A 19205-nucleotide genomic window follows, 5' to 3' on the forward strand; every position below is an offset into this window, starting at 1 on the left:
TCAGGACGACGACCTACTGGCGGCGCAACCAGCGCAAGCTCGCGCCGGTCCTTTTCCTGGCGCCTGGCGTGCTGATGTTCCTCGTCTATGTCATTGCGCCGATCTTCCAGTCTATCTGGATCTCCTTCTACGACTGGGACGGCATCGGCGCGAAGACATGGATCGGCATCGGCAACTATGTCGAGCTGTTCGATGACGACGCCTTCTACACCTCGCTGCAGAACAACATCCTGTGGCTGGTGCTCTACATGCTGGCCGTGCCGGCGGGGCTGTTCATCGCCATCTTCCTCAACCAGACGGTCACCGGCATCCGCATCTACAAGTCGCTGTTTTTCTTCCCCTTCGTCATCAGCCAGGTGGTGGTGGGGCTGATCTTCTCGTGGTTCTACGCGCCGGGCTTCGGCCTGTTCTACCTGTTCCTGGAAGAGGTCATCGGTACGCCCATCGCCATCCTCGCCGACGAGCGCTTCGTCACCTATGGCATCATCGCCGCCGGGCTTTGGCCGCAGATCGCCTATTGCATGATCCTCTATCTCACCGGCCTCAACAACGTCTCGCCCGACCAGATCGAGGCCGGCCGGCTCGACGGCGCCAAGGGCTGGCGCATGCTCTGGCATGTCATCCTGCCGCAATTGAAGCCGGCTACATTCATTGCCGTGGTCGTGACCGTCATCGGCGCGCTGCGCTCCTTCGACCTCGTCTCGATCATGACCGATGGCGGGCCCTATGGCTCGAGCCGCGTGCTCTCCTTCTACATGTATGAGCAGGCGCTGTCGGAATACGGCTTCCGCATGGGCTATGGCGCGGCGATCGCGGTGGTGCTCTTCGCCATCATGATGGTGTTCATCTCGGGCTTCATCTGGCGCATGGTGCGCGACGAACGGTCGGGAGGCTGAGAAAAATGTTTCCCGCCCCCGTCGAACGCGCCTCGCCGATCATCCGCTACGGCTACCAGATCGCACTGCCAGTCGCGCTGGTGCTGTGGCTCTTGCCGCTCCTCGGCGTGGCCGTGACCTCGCTGAAGCCGACCGGCGATCTCGCCGCCGGCAATTATTTCGGCCTGCCGTCGCACATCGCCTTCGAGAACTATGCCGACGTCTTCCGCAATTCGCTGATCGGCCAATACATATTGAATTCGTTCAAGGTCACGATCCCGACCGTCATCGGTGCTGTGGCGCTGTCCTGCCTCACCGGCTTTGCGCTTGCCGTCTACAATTTCCGCTCCAACCTCATCGTCTTCTTCATGTTCGTGGCCGGCAATTTCGTGCCCTTCCAGATCCTGATGGTGCCGGTGCGCGAGCTGACGCTGAGGCTCGGCATGTATGATACGACCGCCGGGCTGGTGTGCTTCCACATCGCCTTCCAGACCGGCTTCTGCACGCTCTTCATGCGCAATTTCATCAAGGCGCTGCCGCACGAGCTGATCGAGTCCGCGCGCGTCGAGGGCGTCTCGGAGTTCCGCATCTTCCGGTACATCGTGCTTCCGCTGATGCGCCCGGCGATTGCCGCACTTGCGGTGCTGATCTTCACCTTCATCTGGAACGACTATTTCTGGGCTACCGTGCTGGTGCAGGGCAGTCATGCGCTGCCAGTCACCGCCGGGCTCTATGCGCTTAACGGCCAGTGGATAGCCGCCTGGAACCTGGTTTCGGCCGGCTCCATCGTTGCAGCACTTCCGCCGGTGCTCATGTTCTTCCTGATGCAACGCCATTTCATCGCCGGCCTCACGCTCGGCGCCACCAAGGGCTGACGATATGACCAGAAACCCGAAAATCGCCTTCATCGGCGCTGGCTCCACGGTGTTCATGAAGAACATCATCGGCGACACGCTGCAGCGGCCCGCCCTTGCCGGCGCCACCGTCGCGCTGATGGACATCGACCCGGGACGGCTGCCCGAGTCCGAACTCGTGGCCAAAAAGCTCGCGCGCTCGCTCGGCGTGCCGGCGAAAATAGAAACCTATACCGACCAGCGCCGGGCGCTTGAAAAAGCCGATTTCGTCGTCGTCGCCTTCCAGATCGGCGGCTACGAGCCGGCCACCGTCATCGACTTCGAGGTGCCGAAGCGTTTCGGGCTGCGCCACACAATCGCCGACACGCTTGGCGTCGGCGGCATCATGCGGGGCCTGCGCACCGTGCCGCATCTCTGGAAGATCTGCGAGGACATGCTTGAGGTCTGCCCCAATGCGATCCTGCTGCAATATGTGAACCCGATGGCGATCAACACCTGGGCGATCGCCGAAAGATATCCGGCGATCAAACAGGTGGGGCTCTGTCATTCGGTGCAGGGCACCGCCGAGGAACTGGCGCGCGACCTCGACATCCCGGTCGGCGAAATCCGCTACCGCGCCGCCGGCATCAACCACATGGCCTTCTACCTCAACTTCGAGCACCGCCAGCCCGACGGCAGTTTTCGCGATCTCTACCCGGCGCTCAGGCGCGGCTATCTCGAAGGCCGCTTCCCCAAGCCGAGCTCGTGGAACCCGCGCTGCCCCAACAAGGTGCGCTATGAGATGCTTATGCGGCTCGGCTATTTCGTCACCGAAAGCTCGGAGCATTTCGCCGAATACACGCCCTATTTCATCAAGGAGGGCCGCGACGACCTGATCGAGAAATACGGCATCCCGCTCGACGAGTATCCAAAACGTTGCATCGAGCAGGTCGAACGCTGGCACGCCCAGGCCGAGGACTATCGCAAGGCCGAGACGATCACCGTCCAGCAGAGCCGCGAATACGCTTCCTCGATCATGAATTCGGTGTGGACCGGCGAGCCGTCGGTCATCTACGGCAATGTGCGCAACAATGGCTGCATCACGTCTTTGCCGGCTAATTGTGCGGCCGAAGTGCCCTGCCTGGTGGACGACAACGGTATCCAGCCAACCTTCGTCGGCCAGCTTCCACCCCAGCTCACCGCGCTGATGCGCACCAATATCAACGTCCAGGAGCTGACGGTCGCGGCGCTGATGACGGAGAACCCCGAGCATGTCTATCACGCCGCCATGATGGACCCGCACACCGCCGCCGAACTCGATCTCGAACAGATCTGGCAGCTTGTCGACCAGCTCATCGCCGCCCATGGCGACTGGCTGCCCGAATGGCTGCGGCCGAGCGGCAAGAGAAGGGCGGCATCGTGAAAGCGTCCCCCTTGGCCTTCTCCGCCGCGTCGTGCATTCCATGGCGCATAACAAACGATCGGAGAGGGGACCTGCCATGATGCCATCGGCGAAATTTCCAGACCTCGAGGGCGCCTCGGTGCTGATCACCGGCGGCGGCTCCGGCATCGGCGCAGCCCTCGTCGAGGGTTTTGTCCTGCAGGGCGCCAAGGTCGCCTTCATCGACATTGCCGACGCTGCAAGCCAGGCCGTGTGCGATCACGTCGAGCAGGAGACCGGTGCTCGGCCGCTGTTCCTGAAGGCCGATCTGCGCGACATTGAGGCCCTGCGCGTCGCAGTGGCGCGTGCAGCCGAAGCGCATGACCGGGTAACGGTGCTGGTCAACAATGCCGCGTTGGATGATCGCCACGCGATAGAGAACGTCACCGCCGACTTTTGGGACAACAACCAGTCGATCAATCTGCGCCCGCATTTCTTCACCGCGCAGGCGGTGGCGCCGGACATGAAGGAGGCCGGGCGCGGCTCGATCATCAACTTCACTTCCACCTCCTTCATGATCAACCATCCCAATATGCCGTCCTACACCACGGCCAAGGCGGGCATCATCGGCCTCACCAAGGGGCTGGCCGGTGAGCTCGGCCCGCACGGCATCCGCGTCAACGCGATCGCGCCGGGCTGGGTCATCACCGAGCGCCAGCGGGATCTGTGGGTCACCGACGAGTCGCTCGCCACCCATGTCTCGCGCCAATGCATCAAGGAGGTCATGCAGCCGGCGGACATGGTCGGCCCCTGCCTTTTCCTGGCGTCGGATGCCTCGCGCATGCTGACGGCGCAGACGCTGATCGTCGACGGAGGTTTTCTGTGACATTGCATACCAACCCGGCGGTCGCGGCGGTCGACTGGGGCACTTCGCATTTCAGGATCTGGCTGCTTGACGCTAACGGCACGGTGCTTGCCGAGCGGCGCAGCGCGGAGGGACTTTTGTCCGTGCCGCCGCAAGGATTTGCCGGCATTCTGGAAACGCATTTGGCAGAGTTGCAGGCGCCGCCATCGCTGCCGGTCGTCATCTGCGGCATGGCCGGCTCGCGCCAGGGCTGGGTCGAGGCACCTTATGCCTCAACGCCCGTCGCCTTGGATGCCGTGCAGGCCGGCGCGGTCGGGGTCGCGAGCACCGCGCGAAAAATCCGCATCGTGCCGGGCATCGCCCAGCACCAGCCGGACGCGCCCGACGTGATGCGCGGCGAGGAAACCCAGCTTGCCGGCATCGCAGCCCTTGCCTCAGGCAACCATCTCGTCTGCATGCCGGGCACGCATTCGAAATGGGTCGAGATGCGCGACGGCACGGTTACTGGCTTCTGCACCTGGCTCACCGGCGAGCTTTTCTCGCTGCTGTCGAGCCAGTCGATCCTGCGCCATTCGGTGATCGGCGCGGAACATGTGTCCCCCGACGCTGCACCGTTTCACAAGGCCTGCGCCGAGGCGCTGGCGCAGGGCGGCGACATTGGCGCGCAGCTTTTCCGCATCCGCGCCGCCGGCCTGCTCGCCGGACTTTCGCCGGATGACTCGGCAGCCACGCTGTCCGGCCTGCTGATCGGGGCCGAGATCGCCTCGGCCACGCGCCGCTTCGCAGCCGGGGACAAAATGCCGGTCACGCTCGTCGGCTCTGCCGCTCTGGCACCGCTCTATCGCGCGGCTTTGGAACTGGCTGGCCATGAGGTTCGCATCGCCGATGGTGATGCCGCCGTGCGCGCGGGCCTGTTCGCGGCAGCCCGACATCTCGACATGGTCGAAAGCAAGGACAGGGCAACCGCATGAGCGCCATTCCCTTTCCAAAACTGCGGCGCGGCCTTGTCGCCATCCTACGCGGGCTCAAGCCCAACGAGGCAGCGGGAATCGGCAGTGCGGTCTTCGAGGCCGGCATCGAGGCGATCGAGGTGCCGCTCAATTCGCCCGAGCCCTTTGCCTCTATCGAGACGCTGGCGCGTCTGTTGCCCGATGCGCTGGTGGGCGCCGGCACGGTGCTCACACCGCAGGATGTGGACCATCTGCACGACGCGGGCGGCCGCCTGCTGGTCAGCCCTAACATCGACGCCGAAGTGATGCAGCGCGCAAACCATCGCGGCATGGTCACCATGCCAGGCGTCTTCACGCCCACCGAGGCGCTGCTTGCGCTGCGGCTCGGCGCTTCGGCGCTGAAATTCTTTCCGGCGAGCGTGCTCGGGCCTTCCGGCATCGCCGCGATCCGCGCGGTGCTGCCGCTGGATGCGATCATCGGCGCGGTCGGCGGCGTTTCAGAGGCAAATTTTGCCGATTACAAAAGGGTCGGCGTGCGCACCTTCGGCCTCGGCTCCAGCCTGTTCAAGCCGGGCATGACCTCGGCTATGGTGCGCGAGCGCGCTGAGGCTGCGGTGCGCGCCTATGATGCGGTTTTCGGGGAGGAATGAATGGAAGTGGGCGTTTCGATCCTGTCGGATCACATCTGCCATCTGGGCGAGGGGCCGACCTACGACCCCGGCACCGACACGTTGTTCTGGTTCGACATTCTGGGCCAAAAACTGCTTGAAAAGCGGATCGGTGGCGGCGAGACGATCGTTCGCGACCTGCCCGAAATCATGAGCGCGCTGGCGGTCGTCAATGAGGGCAACCAGCTCCTGTTCGGCGAAAGCGGCCTTAGCCTGCGCGACGTGAACACCGGCGCGATCACCCCCTATTTCGCCATCGAGGCCGACAATCCCGTCACCCGCTCCAACGATGCGCGCGTGCATCCCTGCGGCGCGTTCTGGATGGGCACCATGGGCAAGAAGGCCGAGCATGGTGCGGGCTCGATCTACTGGTTCTTCAAGGGCGAGCTTCGCAAGCTGGTCTCCGATATTTCGATCCCCAATTCGATCTGCTTTTCGCCGGACGGCACGGCCGCCTATTACACCGACACGATGGTGAACCATCTCTACCGCATCCCCTGCGATCCCGAGACCGGCTTGCCGACAGGCGAGCGGCAGCTGTTCTTCGACCATAGCGGCCAGCCAGGCGGGCTCGACGGCTCGGTGGTCGATGCCGACGGCACCTTGTGGAATGCGCGCTGGGGCGCGGCCTGCCTCGATGCCTATTCGCCCGATGGCCGCCGCATCCGCACCATTCCCTTGCCCACCAGTCAGCCGTCGTGCCCGGCCTTCATTGGCGCCAATGCCGATCGGCTGGCGATCACCAGCGCCTGGGAACATATGGACGAGGCGGCGCGCAAGGCCGACCCACAGGCGGGCATGACCCTGCTGCTCGACCTGCCGGTCAAGGGACGCTTCGAGCCGCGCGTGCTGATCTAGGAAAAAACCGCCATGACCACCGGCCAGAAACTCGGCGTTTGCTACTACCCCGAACACTGGCCGCCCGAGCGCTGGGCCACCGACGCGCGGATGATGCGTGAGGCCGGCATCGCCTACGTCCGCATCGGCGAATTCGCCTGGTCGCGGCTGGAGCCGGAGCCCGGCCGCTACGATTTCGACTGGCTGGAGAAGGCCATCGACACGCTGCATGGCGAGGGGCTGCAGGTGGTGCTGGGCACCCCCACCGCCACGCCGCCGAAATGGCTGGTCGACCGGATGCCGGACATGCTGGCCGTCGATGCCGAGGGCCGCGTGCGAAAGTTCGGCTCGCGTCGGCATTATTGCTTCAGCCACCAGGGTTATAGGCGCGAATGCGCCCGCATCGTCACAGCCCTTGCCCAACGCTTCGGCGAGCACCCGGCCCTCGCCACCTGGCAGACCGACAATGAATATGGCTGCCACGATACGGTCGAGAGCTATTCGGCGGCGGCACTTGCCGGTTTTTGCGATTGGCTTTCGCAAAAATACCAGTCGCCCGATGCGCTGAACCGCGCCTGGGGCACGGTGTTCTGGTCGATGGAATATCGCTCCTTCGACGAAGTCGAGTTGCCCAATCTCACCGTCACCGAGGCCGCGCCCGCCCATCGCCTCGATTTCCAGCGCTATTCGTCGGACCAGGTGGTCAGCTTCAACCGGCTGCAGACCGACATCATCCGCAAGCATTCGCCGGGCCGCACGATCCTGCACAATTTCATGGGCTCGTTCCTTGCCTTCGACCATTTTGCCGTCTCGGCCGATCTCGATGCGGCGTCGTGGGATTCCTATCCGCTTGGGTTCCTCGGACGCGACACGACCGACCCAGAGCGCAAGCAGCGCTACATGCGCGTCGGCGACCCCGACCTCCAGGCCTTCCATCATGACCTCTACCGCGCCTGCGGCCGCGGCCGCTGGTGGGTGATGGAGCAGCAGCCCGGCCCGGTGAACTGGGCGCCGCACAATCCCGCGCCCGCGCCCGGTGCGGTGCGGCTCTGGGCCTGGGAGGCATTCGCGGCGGGCGCGGAAGTGGTCAGCTATTTCCGCTGGCGGCAGGCGCCTTTCGGGCAGGAGCAGATGCACGAGGCGCTGCTCTTGCCCGACACGACGCCCAACGAGGCCTATCACGTGGTCAGCGCCGTTTCGCGCGAGATCAAGGCCATGGGGGCGACGGTCGCCACGACCAAGGCGCCGGTGGCGATTGACTTCGACTATGAAAGCGCCTGGGCCTGGGCGATCCAGCCGCAGGGAAAATCCTTCGACTATCTGCGGCTGGTGCTTCTGTTCTATCGGGCGCTGCGCGCGCTCGGCATTTCGGTCGACATCGTGCCGCCGCAGTCCGATGCGGTACGGGGCTACGGACTGGTATTGCTCCCGGGACTGTTTTCGCTGTCCGATGATCTTGCCGAGGCGCTCGGCGCCGACGGGCAGGTGGTGCTGGCCGGCCCGCGTACAGGCTCGCGCACGCCCGATTTCCATATCCCCGACACGCTGCCGCCAGGCGCAGGCTTCCAGGCGCGCATGCATCTAAAGGTGCGGCGCTCCGAGACGCTGGCGCCGCCTTTCGCCGTAGGCATCGACGAGCCGGCCAATGTCTGTGCCTTCGAAACCTGGCGCGAGTTTTTGTCATTCGGCGACGGCGTGCGCGTCATCGACAACACCCAGGACGGCGCGGCGGCCTTCTGCTGCGACGCCACGGAAAAGTTCCACTATCTTGCCGGCCAGCCTAACGCGGCCTATGCGGCGCGCGTGGTCGAGTATCTGTGCGGCAAGGCCGGCCTGGCCGTCCACCGCCTGCCGCGCGATATCCGCATCCGCGACAACGGCCCCACGCGCTACATCTTCAACTATGGGCCCGAGCCGATCGACATCAGGCAGTGGACCGACGGGCACGCGTTGCTGCTCGGCAACGAGATCCTGGAGCCCTGCGGCGTGGCGGCTTTTGTGCGCTAGCAGAATGCGCCCGGCACGCTGCGGCCGATGTCGCTCGAACATCTGGCCGAGGTCGATTTCGCGCAAAGCCCGTTGCGGCGATGGTGCGATGCTGGTTCAGCCGGCAGAAGCCTTGGCCGGTCGAGGGGTAAGAAAAAACATGCCGGACCAGTCGCCAACGCTGCTTTTCGTCTATGAGCCCGAGCGGGCTTGCTTCGACCGACTGGTTGCCCATGGCGTTCCGCCCACTCGCGCCGCCGAAGTCGCCTCCTATCTCGCCCAATCGACCGACATTGCGCCCGAATTCGACGCCATGGCGCAGGCTTGCGCCCGACGCGGCCTTCGCTTCGAGCCAGTGGCGCTCGACGATGCGCCGCAGGCGCTTGCTGGCCGCGACCCCGAGCGGACGCTGGTCTGGACGATCAGCGACGGCATCGCCTATTTCCGCGGCAGCGCGGGGCCCGCGCTGGCGCGGCTCAACGACCTGCCGACGCTCGGCACCGACGATTCCCTCTTTGCGCTCTGCCAGGACAAGTTCCGTTCCGGTGCGGTGCTGCGCGCACTCGGATTGCCGGTGCCCGAAGCGGGCCAGGCGCGCAATGGTGCCTGGCTGGTTGAGCCGCAGGCTTCGCCGACCGGCTATTTCGTCAAGCCGAACCGGCTCGGCGCCAAGATCGGCATTTTTTCGGATTCGCGGTGCCATTCGCTGGAGCACGCGCTGGACCTTAGCCGGCGCGTCTTTGCCGCCTATCGCGACGATGTCGTGGTGCAGCCCTATGTGGCCGGGCGCAATGTGCGGGTGAGTTTTCTTGGGCTCGAGCCAGAGACGGGGATCGAGGCGCTCGGCATCTTCTTCGTCGACTCCGGCGGTGACTTCCAAACGATGGAGGACAGCCTGGCGCTCTATGGCGACACCGGTGCCGAGGCGAAGGCGACGGGCACTTATGCCGAGCCGGAACTGGTGCCGGTGGCCGCGAGCCAGCCGCGTGCCGCCGAACGCATCAGCGCCATCGCGGGCCGGCTCATGCAGGCGCTCGGCCTGCGCGACGTGTTTTCGATGGATTTCCGGGTGGAGGCGGACGACACCGTCCACCTCATCGAGTTCGAGGTCTGCCCCGGCCTGCCATGCTTCGATTTCCGCGCCTATTGCAAGGCGCAATGGGGACTTGGGCTGGCCGAGGCGATCGCCGAAACGGCGTCGAACAGGTTGAACGGTCAGCTCTCGCGGGCGAGGCAGATAGCGGTCTGACCCGAGCTGATGAAGCCGAGCTTCTGGGCTGCGCCCTTTGAAAGGTCGAGCACACGGCCTTTTACGAAAGGTCCGCGGTCATTGATGCGCACGACCACGCTGCGGCCGTTGCTCTGATTGGTGACGCGCACCTTGCTGCCGAGTGGCAGGGTGCGGTGGGCTGCGGTCATGGCCGATGGGTTCATGCGCTCGCCTGACGCCGTCTTGGAGGTGAGGGCGTACCAGGAGGCGCGGCCGCATTGGGCCGAGGCGGTTCCGGTGGAGGCGGCAATCATCAGGCCGGCCGTCACCGTGACCGCGGTGAACGCAGTCTGAAACTTCTTCATATTTCGGTTAGGCTCCGTTAATCGGTGCCGAAGCGGGTACGGGCGAAATGCGGCGGCAAATGCGGCGAACTACTGTCGGTTCCGTGGCCGGGAGACAACTTTGGAGTCACTTGGAAACAGTTTGTCAGGCGGCTGCGCGGATTCGTATCACGGCAGAACTTACGTAATTAACCTGACTTTAACCTATTAGATCATTCAGCTATGCTTGGCCGGTGACCTTGTACTGGGCTAAGCCGTCGGTCGTAGGTTGGCCCGTCCACGGTCCACGCCCACGACCGAACGACGGAGGCAAGGCGCCGTCGGTACCTCCTCCAGCCGTGCCCCGCGCCACATCAGGCGCGTTGGAAGACCCGGTAACATTTTGATTCCATGCGTAATTATTCCCGAAAATCGTCCTCGATTTCGGGTTCATGCGCCGATTGTGGGTAGGGTGGCGGCGTCGCGCGCCGCGTGTCTATCGCCGAGCCAGTTCAAAAGGCGCCCAAAATGGCGCCTCAGGACAAGGCGTCGGCCTCGCGCTTCGTGGCCTGCCGCGCCACCGCCCAGCCGAGCAGCGCCGCCAACAGGAGCACGAAAGAGGCGATCAGGAACGCCGCGCCCGGATAGGGCAGCCACGAGTTTTCCCGCAAGGTGAAGGCATAGACCGCGCCGAAGAACAGCGGCGAGACCACGCCGGCAATGCTCGCCACGCTCATATTCGCGCCCTGCAGTTGGCCCTGCTCGGATTCGGAGACGCGCTGGGTCATCAGCGATTGCAGGGTCGGCATGGCTAGGCCCCAGAGCGCGTTGGGGAACATTGCGAGCGTGAACAGCAGGCCCGTCGGCGCCAGCCCCATCCAGGCGATGCCGATGGCGCCGCCGAACAGGCCGAACACCATTGTCGTGCGATCGCCGAAACGCTTCACCATCGGCCCGACCAGCACGCCCTGAACCGTCATGTCGAGCACGCCCACCATCGCCAGCAGCACGCCCACTTCCCAGGCATGCCAGTTGAAGCGGTAGGCGGCATAGAGCACGAAGACCGCCGAGAACACGTGATGGGCGAAGTGCAGCAGGAAAGTTACCAGCGCAAGGCCCGTGAGTTCACTGTGCGAGCGCAGCAGCAGCATCGCGCCGAACGGGTTGGCGCGCTTCCATGAGAACGTCATGCGCTTTTCCGGCGCAAGCGACTCCGGCAGGATCAAAAGCCCGTAGAGGAAGGCCAGCCCGCTCATCGCCGCCGCAACCCAGAACGGCGCGCGCGGCGAAATCTCGCCCAGCACGCCGCCCAGAAGCGGCCCGGCCACGAAGCCGGCGCTGAAGGCCGCGCCGATGAGCCCGTAGCCGCGCGCGCGGTTTTCGGGCGCGGTGATGTCGGCCATATAGGCAAAGACCGTGGTGAAGCTGGACGAGGTGATGCCGGCGATGATGCGGCCGAGCGCCAGCCACCACAGGTTCGGCGCCACGGCCATCAGCACATAGTCTGCCGCCAGGCCCACCGTCGAAAGCAGGATCACCGGACGGCGGCCATATCGGTCGGACAGCGAACCGATGATCGGCGAGGCGACGAACTGCATGCCCGCCCACAGCGCCACAAACACGCCGTTGATCCAGCCGGCCTGGGCATTCGAGCCCGCGAATTCCTCGATGAGCGACGGCAGCACCGGAATGATGATGCCCATCGCCACGACGTCGAGCACCGCGGTCACGAGGATGAAGGCAATGGCCGCCTTGCGGCGGGAGCCGGATATGCTGGACATGGCGGTTGCTCGCTTCGAAAGGGAGCGGACTTATACAGGCAGTTTGTGACAGTGCAATCCCAAGACGAAAAGTATCCTGACAATCACCCGGCAGGATTGCTTGCGGCTGGTCCAGTCATTTTCCCGCCGCACCCGGTTTGAACGGCTACGTCTTCATTGCTACTTATCGGGCAACCAATCTTGTCGTAATCATCGCGGAAAGACGGGCGGCAAAGCGCTACGTCTGACAAGACTGCCGTTGCAAAGGAGAGCTTCATGCTGCGCAAGACCGATTTCTTCATCGACGGACGCTGGACCGCGCCGATCACGCCCAAGGAGCTGGAGGTCATCAATCCGGCCGACGAGCAGCCCTTCGCTGTCATCTCGCTGGGCTCGGCCGCCGATGTCGACAAGGCCGTGGCTGCCGCCCGCAAGGCCTTCGAAAGCTGGAGCCGCACCAGCCGCGAGGAGCGCGTCGAATATCTCGAAAAGCTGCTCGCCGCCTACAAGCGCCGCCTGCCCGACATGTCGCAGGCGATCTCGAGCGAAATGGGCGCGCCGATCAAGCTCGCCACCGAATCCCAGGCCTCCGTCGGCGCCTATCACATCAAGAACTTCATCCACGCGCTGAAGAATTTCGAGTTCGAGCACCAGCTCAGCGAAATCGCCCCCAACGACCGCATCGTGCATGAGCCGATCGGCGTCTGCGGCCTGATCACGCCATGGAACTGGCCGATGAACCAGGTGACGCTGAAAGTGGTGCCGGCGATCGCCGCTGGCTGCACGGTGGTGCTGAAGCCGTCCGAGATCGCGCCGATGTCGTCCATCGTCTTTGCCGAGATCATGGAAGAGGCTGGCTTCCCGGCCGGCGTGTTCAACATGGTCAATGGCGACGGCCCGACCGTGGGTGAGGCGATGTCGCGCCACCCCGGCATCGACATGATGTCGTTCACCGGCTCGACCCGCGCCGGCATCGCCGTTACCCGCGCCGCGGCCGAAACGGTCAAGCGCGTGACGCTGGAGCTGGGCGGCAAGTCGCCCAACATCGTCTTTGCCGATACCGACGTTTCGGCGGCCGTGAAGCGCGGCGTGGCGCACTGCTTCGAAAACACCGGCCAGTCCTGCAATGCGCCCACGCGCATGCTGGTCGAGCGGTCGATCTACGACCAGGCCGTCGAGGTCGCCCGCGAAGCCGCCGAGCAGACGGCGGTCGGCAACCCGGCCGAGGATGGCGACCATATCGGCCCGGTGATCTCGGCCGCCCAGTTCGACAAGATCCAGGGCCTGATCGAGGTCGGCATCAAGGAAGGCGCCCGCCTCGTCGCCGGCGGCACCGGCCGTCCGGAAGGGTTCAACCGCGGCTACTTCGTGCGCCCGACGATCTTCGCCGACGTCTCCAACGACATGCGCATCGCGCAGGAGGAAGTGTTCGGGCCCGTGCTGGCCATGATCCCCTTCGATAGCGAGGAAGAAGCGATCGCGATTGCCAACGACACGCCCTACGGCCTGTCGGGCTACATCCAGACCGATAGCCAGGAACGCGCCCACCGCGTGGCGCGCCGCCTGCGCTCGGGCATGGTGCAGCTCAACGGCGCCTCGCGCGGCCCGGGAAGCCCGTTTGGCGGCTACAAGCAGTCCGGCCTCGGCCGCGAAGGCGGCAAGTGGGGCCTCGAAGACTTTTTGGAGGTCAAGGCCATCGCCGGCTGGAACACCGGAGCATAAGCTTCGGCTGACACGCAAAAAGAAAAATGCCCCGCTTGCCGGGGCATTTTTTGTTTGAGCTACTTGGCGAGGTAGTCGTCGATGATCTCGCGCATGCGCTTTGCATCGAAGCTCGGCCCGTGCCCGCCATGGCCGATGCGGATCGGCAGCGTCTTCAGGCGCTCCATGGTGCGCCGGTAGGCGGCGTTGTCCGACCCCGGAATGTCGTCGAGCAACTCTTCGTCATAGATCGCATCGCCGCCGAAGAAGACGCCGTTCTTTTCATCGAACAGGCCGATGCCGTCGGGCGAATGGCCGGGCAGTTCCAGCACCCTAAAACTGCGGTCGCCGAGGTCGATCACGTCGCCTTCGTCCAGAATGCGGGTCAGCGGCGCTGGCATCAGCCGGTAGTCGGCTGGCACCCAGCCGGGTGAGGGGAGCCGGCTCACCGGCTCGGCGATCTCGCGATACTCATCCGCAAAGGTCAGCGCGTCGGGCATGGTGGCGAAGGCCTCGGCCGATTGGCGCGGGCCAAGCCGATGCCCGAATTCGGCAAGCCCACCGACATGGTCGAGATGGATATGCGTTGCCAGCGCCAGCACCGGCTTGCCGGGCGTCAGGTCGAGCACCGGCCGGAGCGGCCTCAAGCCCATGCCGGTATCGACGACCAGATCGACCTCCGACCCACGCACCAGCCAGATATTGGCGCTGAAATAGGAGTCGACATAGGGTTCGGTCAGCAGCGTCGTCTGCCGGTCCACCGATCTCCTTACGAACCAATCATCGGACATCGGCACCCCCAAAAAACTTGCCCTTATGCGGCTACGCCCTTTTGCGCCTCGGCAAGCGCTGCTTTCAGCGCATCGGCACCCGCCTGCACGGTCTCGGGCCGCGGCGAGAAGCCCGCGCCCAGCATCTTGCGGCCGAGCATGTGGTCGGCCGGGCGGTTGACGGACTCAATCGCGATCAGCCGGCTGCCGGCATAGTGGTAGACGGAGAACTTGTTGTCGGCCACGTCGCCGACCACGACGTTGCTGTCGCTCGCCGAGGCCAGGCCAACCATCTGCAGCTTCATGTCGCCGATATCCGACCAGAACCACGGCACGCTGTCATAGTGCCCCTCATGGCCGGTGATGATGCGCGCGGTGAGCTTGGCATGGTCGGTGGCGTTCTGCACCGATTCCAGCCGCACGTCGCTGTTGGAGAACACGTGGCGATAGCTGGCGACGTCGCCGATGGCAAAAATCTCGGGCTGCGAGCTGCGCAGCTGGCCGTCGACCCAGATGCCGTTGGCGATTTTCAGGCCCGCGGCCTGGCCAAGCTCGACATTCGGCACCACGCCGATGCCGATGATCGCCATCTGCGCCGGCAGCCGCTCGCCGTGCGAGGTGAGCGCGCCGCTCAGCTGGCCGTTCTCGCCTTCGAGCCGCTCGATCGTGGTCTGCGTCAGGATCCGGATGCCCATGGCCTCGAGCCGCTGGCGCACATGCGCTGAAATCGAAGGCGCCACCGCGCGGCCAAGCAGGCGGTCCTGCGCCTCCACCACCGTCACGCGGCGGCCGCCGAGCGTCAGGGTGGCGGCGATTTCCAGGCCGATGAAGCCGCCGCCGAGAATGACGACATCTTCAACCTTGGCGCTGAGATCGCGAATGGAACGCGCGTCCGCCACCGAGCGCAGCGACAGCACCCCGGCAAGATCCGAGCCGGCGAGCTTCAGTTCGCGCGGCCGCGATCCGGTCGCCAGGATAGCCGCGTCGAACGGAATATGGCTGCCGTCGCCGAGTTCCAGCCGCTTGCCGACAAGGTCGATGTGCTCGACCGAGCTGCCGAGTCGCAGGTCTATCTTGTTGTTGCTGTAGAAGATGTCGGCGCGCAGCATCTGCGGCTGGGCTGCCGGGTCCTTGATAAAAGTCTTCGACAGCGGCGGCTTGTGATAGGGCAGCTCGGCCTCGTCGCCGACGAGCGTGACCGGCCCGTCATAGCCTTCTTCTCGCAGGCTGGCTGCCGCCTGGACGCCGCCGTGACCCGCACCGACAATGACAACGCCGTTCTTCATGGGACCTGAACTTGCTTCTTCATAGCCAGAATAGAGCCCTGCACCGGCGGTAAGCCGTCTGGTTCCGACAGTGCGAGCGGCAATTGGGTCGCACCTTGGCCATGCCGGTGTCAAGCCAAGGTGTGCGGCGCAAGACTTTGGACACTTTGTTGCCGGCAAATAGCCATAAACTTGACGCTTGTAGTTTAGAATAATTCTAAACTATTGATTTATATAGGCTTTTCTCCAGAATCCTGTTGACTCTTGGTTTGGTCATGCCCTTTATGGCAGCGCGCCCGAGGGTGCAGCCTTTGATGTCTGGGCCTTAAACCCGTTCGATTGGAGGAATCGGTGTCCGGTTTCCAAAGTCCGCGCCCTGATGCGGCGTTCGCGCGAAAATTCGCGTCCCCTTTTGAAGTTTTCATTGCGGTCTTCATCCCGCCAGCTCGCGCACAGACGTGCGCGATGACGCCCCCCACCAAATCCTTCCCCGCGAAGATCGATCACTAACCCCAGCCAAACGGCCGAGAGAGCGCCGTCAGCCACCAGGGCAAGAAATGCTTGTATGCCACTGTAACCTGATAACCGAGAAGGAGATCGAAGAGGCGATCATCGACCTTCTGGAAGCCGATCCCTGGCACCTCATCGTGCCGGCGAAGGTCTATCATTCGCTCCAGAAGCGCGGTCGCTGTTGCGGCTGCTTTCCAAATGTGGTGGAAACAATCATTCGCGTTACCGAGCATTATCACCGCAGCTCGGCCACTAACGAGGCCGATATTGTTTCACACATGGACCGCGTGAGGGAACTGCGCGTCCAATATGGGAGCAGAAGCTATGAAGGGCGAAAAGCAGGTCATCGAGCGGCTTAATGAAGCGCTGTTTCTGGAGCTAGGCGCGGTCAACCAATATTGGCTCCACTATCGACTGCTGGAAGACTGGGGCTACAACAAGCTCGCCAAGAAAGAGCGTGAGGAATCCATCGAGGAGATGCATCACGCCGACAAGATCGTTCAGCGCATCATTTTCCTCGAAGGCCACCCCAACCTGCAGACGGTCGCGCCGCTGCGCATCGGCCAGCACGTCAAGGAAGTGCTCGAGGCCGACCTCGCCGGCGAATATGACGCCCGCACCTCCTACAAGAAATCGCGCGAGATCTGCCAGGAGCTGGGCGACTACGTGACCATGAAACTGTTCGAGGATCTGCTGAAGGACGAGGAAAGCCATATCGACTTCCTCGAAACCCAGCTCGACCTGCTCGCCCAGATCGGCGAGGAGAAATACGGCCAGCTCAACGCTGCTTCGGCCGACGACGCCGATTGATTTTTTTCCCACGCGGCGCGCAGGTTAGCTGACGCGCCGCTTTCTTTCCATAGGCCAGGATTTACCGGGACCGGCGATGGCTTGAAGCCTGAAAGGCTGTCAGCTCCGCTGGAGGGCGAGATGCACGCCGAGCCCCACCAGAACCGCCCCACCTGCGCGCTGCACCAGGCGCTGCGCGCGGCTCGAGCGCCGCAGCCGGCCGACCACGAAGCCCGCCAGAACCACGCATACTACGTCGGCGAAGGAAAACATCAGGTTGACGATGGTGCCGAGCAGCACGAATTGCAGCCACACAGGGAGTGCCGCGGACGCATCGACGAACTGCGGCAGGAACGCCATAAAGAAGATCGCCGTCTTGGGGTTCAGCACCTCGACGGTGATGCTCTCGAAAAAGGCGCGGCGCGCGGATTTCGGCCCGATGACAGCAGCCGTAGCATTGTCGCCTTGCGCCTTGGCGCGAAACAGCGAAATGCCCAGCCAGACGAGATAGGCCGCGCCGACGAACTTCACCGCCATGTAGAGCCACGGCACGGCGTGGAAGAGCATCGACAGGCCGGCTGCCGCAGCAATCACATGCGCATAGCCGCCGATATGGATGCCGAGCGTGGCCATCAGCCCCGGCCACCTGCCGCGCGCCATGGTCTGGGCGGCGGCGTAGAGCATGGCCGGGCCCGGCATGAAGGCGAAGATGGCCGCCGTGACGATGAAGGCGACGAGCAGTTCGGTGGACGGCACTTTTTTTGACTCCCCTGTCGCGGTTCGGCGGTCTTGCCGGCGAGCCATAGACGCTATCGCGCTTCACGGCGGCCTGTCCAGTGAGCGGCGACGCCATGGTTGTATATTGCCTTTGACGCAACCCTGGGATATGGCCGACGGAGCATTTTTGAGCCGCACGGAGAAGACGATGGCCAGGCTGACGATCGAAAAGTTCATCGACGGCAAGCGCGAGACGGCCTTCACCATGCCTGCCTTCGTCCTCGGCCTTGCCAGGGCCATCATGCCCAAATCCGCTCTTGCCTCGCTCGAAAGCCAGGGCCTCGACCTGCCGGGCCTGCTTGAAGCAAAGCGCGCCGGAAAACCCTGCACGAAGTCTTTTCACGTGTCCGAAAAGGGCGTGAGCAAGAAGATCGTCGTTTCGCTGGCTTAACCCAAACCGCAGCCAGCGGGAAACACCCCCGCATTGCAGATCATTGCCGGCCTTGATAGCGTCGCCGTGGCTTGAGTTTGAGCCATATGGGGCCGCTTCACTGGACAGCGTCGACATACAAAAATTCATCCGGGCAAAACTGCCGGTCGGGCCGGTGCCCGCCATTCCCGAAATACGCTTGCACAGGGCCGGCCCGTCGAGCGGGCTTTGGCGACTCGCCGAAGCGGATGACCAGGGTTTCGGCTCGCCTTACTGGGCCTATTGCTGGGCAGGCGGCCTTGCGCTGGCGCGGCACATTCTCAACCGTCCGCAAACCGTTGCCGGCCGCCGCGTGCTCGATCTTGGCGCGGGCTCCGGCATTGTCGGCATCGCCGCAACCAAGGCCGGCGCGGGCGCGGTGATGGCGGCGGAGGTCGACCGCTATGCCATCGAGGCGCTGAAGCTGAACGCCGCCGCCAATGGCGTGGCGCTGGAGGCGATCCACGCCGATCTGACCGCCGGCCCGCCGCCTGCCGTGGATATGGTGGCCGTTGGCGACCTCTTTTATGACCAGAGCCTGGCCGAGCGGGTCACCGCGTTTCTCGACCGCTGCCTCGACGCCGGCATCGAGGTGCTGATCGGCGATCCTTGGCGCGCCTGGCTGCCGCGCAGCCGGCTTCGCGTCATCGCCGAATATTCGGTGTCGGACATGGGTGTGGCCGAGACAGGCGATATCAGGCCGAGCGCGGTCTTCGCCTTCGAGCGCCTATAGCGACCGCGCTTCCAGAGTAAGTGCCGGAAAATCGGCGCTGTCGCACGCGCCGGAATCTCTATAGCCTCGCGGCTTCGAAACGGGACAGATCTATGACGTCCGAAACCTCTGGCACCACGCGCATGCTGACCGGCGGTTGCCTCTGCAGGGCCGTGAAATATGAGGTGGCGGACGCGTTCCGCTACGCAATGAACTGCCATTGCTCGAACTGCCGGCGCACCACCGGCTCGGCCTTCAAGCCCTTCGCCGGCATCGAGCGCGACCGGCTGCGCATCACGGAAGGCGAGGGGGCCGTCTCGATCTACGGCGACGAGGCCGCGCACGACGTGCATTGCAGCACCTGCGGCTCGCTACTCTATTCGGTCGTCCGCGAGGCAACGTACGTCCATGTCGCCATGGGTACGCTGATGGACGAGCCCTCCATCCGCCCTTCGATGCACATCTTCGTCGGCTCGAAGGCGAAGTGGCACGAGATCACCGACGACCTGCCCCAGTTCCAGGAATTCCCCGACTAGTTTTTGAAGCATGATCTTGTCCGAAAAGTCTGCAACTTTTCGGGATCA

At 64.1% G+C, this 19205-nt stretch carries 20 protein-coding genes; 15 read left to right on the forward strand and 5 right to left on the reverse strand.

Features of this window, described 5'->3' with window-relative positions; genetic code table 11:
* Positions 1 to 74: 74 nt before the first annotated feature.
* From C7I85_RS07750 to C7I85_RS07790, 9 genes are all read left to right on the forward strand, one after another.
* On the forward strand, positions 75 to 896 hold the full coding sequence (locus C7I85_RS07750) for a carbohydrate ABC transporter permease (RefSeq protein ID WP_106723592.1): 822 nt from the start codon (positions 75 to 77) through the stop codon (positions 894 to 896).
* 5 nt (positions 897 to 901) lie between these two features.
* Positions 902 to 1750: a carbohydrate ABC transporter permease gene (locus C7I85_RS07755; protein WP_106723385.1), complete on the forward strand. Its 849-nt coding sequence runs from the start codon at positions 902 to 904 to the stop codon at positions 1748 to 1750.
* Between the two features lie 4 nt (positions 1751 to 1754).
* On the forward strand, positions 1755 to 3131 hold the full coding sequence (locus tag C7I85_RS07760) for an alpha-glucosidase/alpha-galactosidase (protein ID WP_106723386.1): 1377 nt from the start codon (positions 1755 to 1757) through the stop codon (positions 3129 to 3131).
* Between the two features lie 76 nt (positions 3132 to 3207).
* Positions 3208 to 3975, forward strand: a complete 768-nt coding sequence (locus tag C7I85_RS07765; RefSeq protein WP_106723387.1) for an SDR family NAD(P)-dependent oxidoreductase — start codon at positions 3208 to 3210, stop codon at positions 3973 to 3975.
* The gene (locus C7I85_RS07770) at positions 3972 to 4925 is read left to right on the forward strand and encodes a 2-dehydro-3-deoxygalactonokinase (RefSeq protein WP_106723388.1); all 954 of its coding nucleotides are present in this window, start codon (positions 3972 to 3974) and stop codon (positions 4923 to 4925) included. Before C7I85_RS07765 ends, C7I85_RS07770 begins: the two co-directional genes overlap by 4 nt.
* The gene (locus tag C7I85_RS07775) at positions 4922 to 5554 is read left to right on the forward strand and encodes a 2-dehydro-3-deoxy-6-phosphogalactonate aldolase (protein ID WP_106723389.1); all 633 of its coding nucleotides are present in this window, start codon (positions 4922 to 4924) and stop codon (positions 5552 to 5554) included. The genes C7I85_RS07770 and C7I85_RS07775 overlap by 4 nt, the downstream gene beginning before the upstream one ends.
* Positions 5555 to 6430, forward strand: coding sequence for an SMP-30/gluconolactonase/LRE family protein (locus C7I85_RS07780; RefSeq protein ID WP_106723390.1), 876 nt, complete (start codon positions 5555 to 5557; stop codon positions 6428 to 6430).
* Between the two features lie 12 nt (positions 6431 to 6442).
* Positions 6443 to 8416 carry a beta-galactosidase gene (locus tag C7I85_RS07785; protein ID WP_106723391.1) on the forward strand — a complete coding sequence of 658 codons (1974 nt, stop codon included), beginning with the start codon at positions 6443 to 6445 and terminating at the stop codon, positions 8414 to 8416.
* Between the two features lie 139 nt (positions 8417 to 8555).
* Positions 8556 to 9644: a D-alanine:D-lactate ligase-like protein gene (locus C7I85_RS07790; RefSeq protein WP_106723392.1), complete on the forward strand. Its 1089-nt coding sequence runs from the start codon at positions 8556 to 8558 to the stop codon at positions 9642 to 9644.
* Here the strand turns inward: C7I85_RS07790 and C7I85_RS07795 are convergent.
* Together C7I85_RS07795 and C7I85_RS07800 are read right to left on the reverse strand one after the other, a co-directional pair.
* Positions 9611 to 9970 carry a septal ring lytic transglycosylase RlpA family protein gene (locus tag C7I85_RS07795; RefSeq protein ID WP_106723393.1) on the reverse strand — a complete coding sequence of 120 codons (360 nt, stop codon included), beginning with the start codon at positions 9968 to 9970 and terminating at the stop codon, positions 9611 to 9613. The two genes, C7I85_RS07790 and C7I85_RS07795, sit on opposite strands and share 34 nt — an antisense overlap.
* Before the next feature lie 494 nt (positions 9971 to 10464).
* The gene (locus tag C7I85_RS07800) at positions 10465 to 11709 is read right to left on the reverse strand and encodes a TCR/Tet family MFS transporter (RefSeq protein WP_106723394.1); all 1245 of its coding nucleotides are present in this window, start codon (positions 11707 to 11709) and stop codon (positions 10465 to 10467) included.
* 255 nt (positions 11710 to 11964) lie between these two features.
* Between C7I85_RS07800 and C7I85_RS07805 the strand changes: the two genes are divergently transcribed.
* Complete coding sequence (locus tag C7I85_RS07805; protein WP_106723395.1) at positions 11965 to 13410, forward strand: aldehyde dehydrogenase family protein; 1446 nt, start codon at positions 11965 to 11967, stop codon at positions 13408 to 13410.
* Between the two features lie 59 nt (positions 13411 to 13469).
* On the opposite strand, the gene C7I85_RS07810 is transcribed toward C7I85_RS07805, so the two are convergent.
* Together C7I85_RS07810 and C7I85_RS07815 are read right to left on the reverse strand one after the other, a co-directional pair.
* Positions 13470 to 14180, reverse strand: coding sequence for an MBL fold metallo-hydrolase (locus C7I85_RS07810; RefSeq protein WP_106723396.1), 711 nt, complete (start codon positions 14178 to 14180; stop codon positions 13470 to 13472).
* 23 nt (positions 14181 to 14203) lie between these two features.
* The gene (locus C7I85_RS07815) at positions 14204 to 15445 is read right to left on the reverse strand and encodes an NAD(P)/FAD-dependent oxidoreductase (protein ID WP_106723397.1); all 1242 of its coding nucleotides are present in this window, start codon (positions 15443 to 15445) and stop codon (positions 14204 to 14206) included.
* Between the two features lie 536 nt (positions 15446 to 15981).
* Here C7I85_RS07815 and C7I85_RS07820 point away from each other — a divergent pair.
* Together C7I85_RS07820 and bfr are read left to right on the forward strand one after the other, a co-directional pair.
* On the forward strand, positions 15982 to 16293 hold the full coding sequence (locus C7I85_RS07820) for a (2Fe-2S)-binding protein (protein ID WP_106723398.1): 312 nt from the start codon (positions 15982 to 15984) through the stop codon (positions 16291 to 16293).
* Positions 16259 to 16744, forward strand: coding sequence for a bacterioferritin (gene bfr / locus C7I85_RS07825; protein WP_106723399.1), 486 nt, complete (start codon positions 16259 to 16261; stop codon positions 16742 to 16744). The genes C7I85_RS07820 and bfr overlap by 35 nt, the downstream gene beginning before the upstream one ends.
* 99 nt (positions 16745 to 16843) lie before the next feature.
* Here bfr and C7I85_RS07830 read toward each other — a convergent pair whose 3' ends face one another.
* Positions 16844 to 17479 carry a LysE family translocator gene (locus tag C7I85_RS07830; RefSeq protein ID WP_106723400.1) on the reverse strand — a complete coding sequence of 212 codons (636 nt, stop codon included), beginning with the start codon at positions 17477 to 17479 and terminating at the stop codon, positions 16844 to 16846.
* 169 nt (positions 17480 to 17648) lie between these two features.
* On the opposite strand from C7I85_RS07830, the gene C7I85_RS07835 reads away from it, so the two are divergent.
* The 3 genes from C7I85_RS07835 to C7I85_RS07845 all read left to right on the forward strand — a co-directional run bounded on the left by C7I85_RS07835 (position 17649) and on the right by C7I85_RS07845 (position 19157).
* A complete protein-coding gene (locus tag C7I85_RS07835) occupies positions 17649 to 17891 on the forward strand; it encodes a hypothetical protein (protein ID WP_106723401.1) in 243 nt (80 codons plus the stop codon).
* Positions 17892 to 18069: 178 nt separating this feature from the next.
* Entirely contained in the window at positions 18070 to 18642 is a 573-nt protein-coding gene (locus C7I85_RS07840) for a class I SAM-dependent methyltransferase (RefSeq protein WP_342587293.1), read from the forward strand.
* Positions 18643 to 18734: 92 nt separating this feature from the next.
* A complete protein-coding gene (locus C7I85_RS07845; protein ID WP_106723402.1) occupies positions 18735 to 19157 on the forward strand; it encodes a GFA family protein in 423 nt (140 codons plus the stop codon).
* The last annotated feature ends 48 nt before the right edge of the window (positions 19158 to 19205 follow it).

The sequence above is a fragment of the Pseudaminobacter soli (ex Li et al. 2025) genome (genome assembly GCF_003012705.1).
Lineage (GTDB): Bacteria > Pseudomonadota > Alphaproteobacteria > Rhizobiales > Rhizobiaceae > Pseudaminobacter > Pseudaminobacter soli.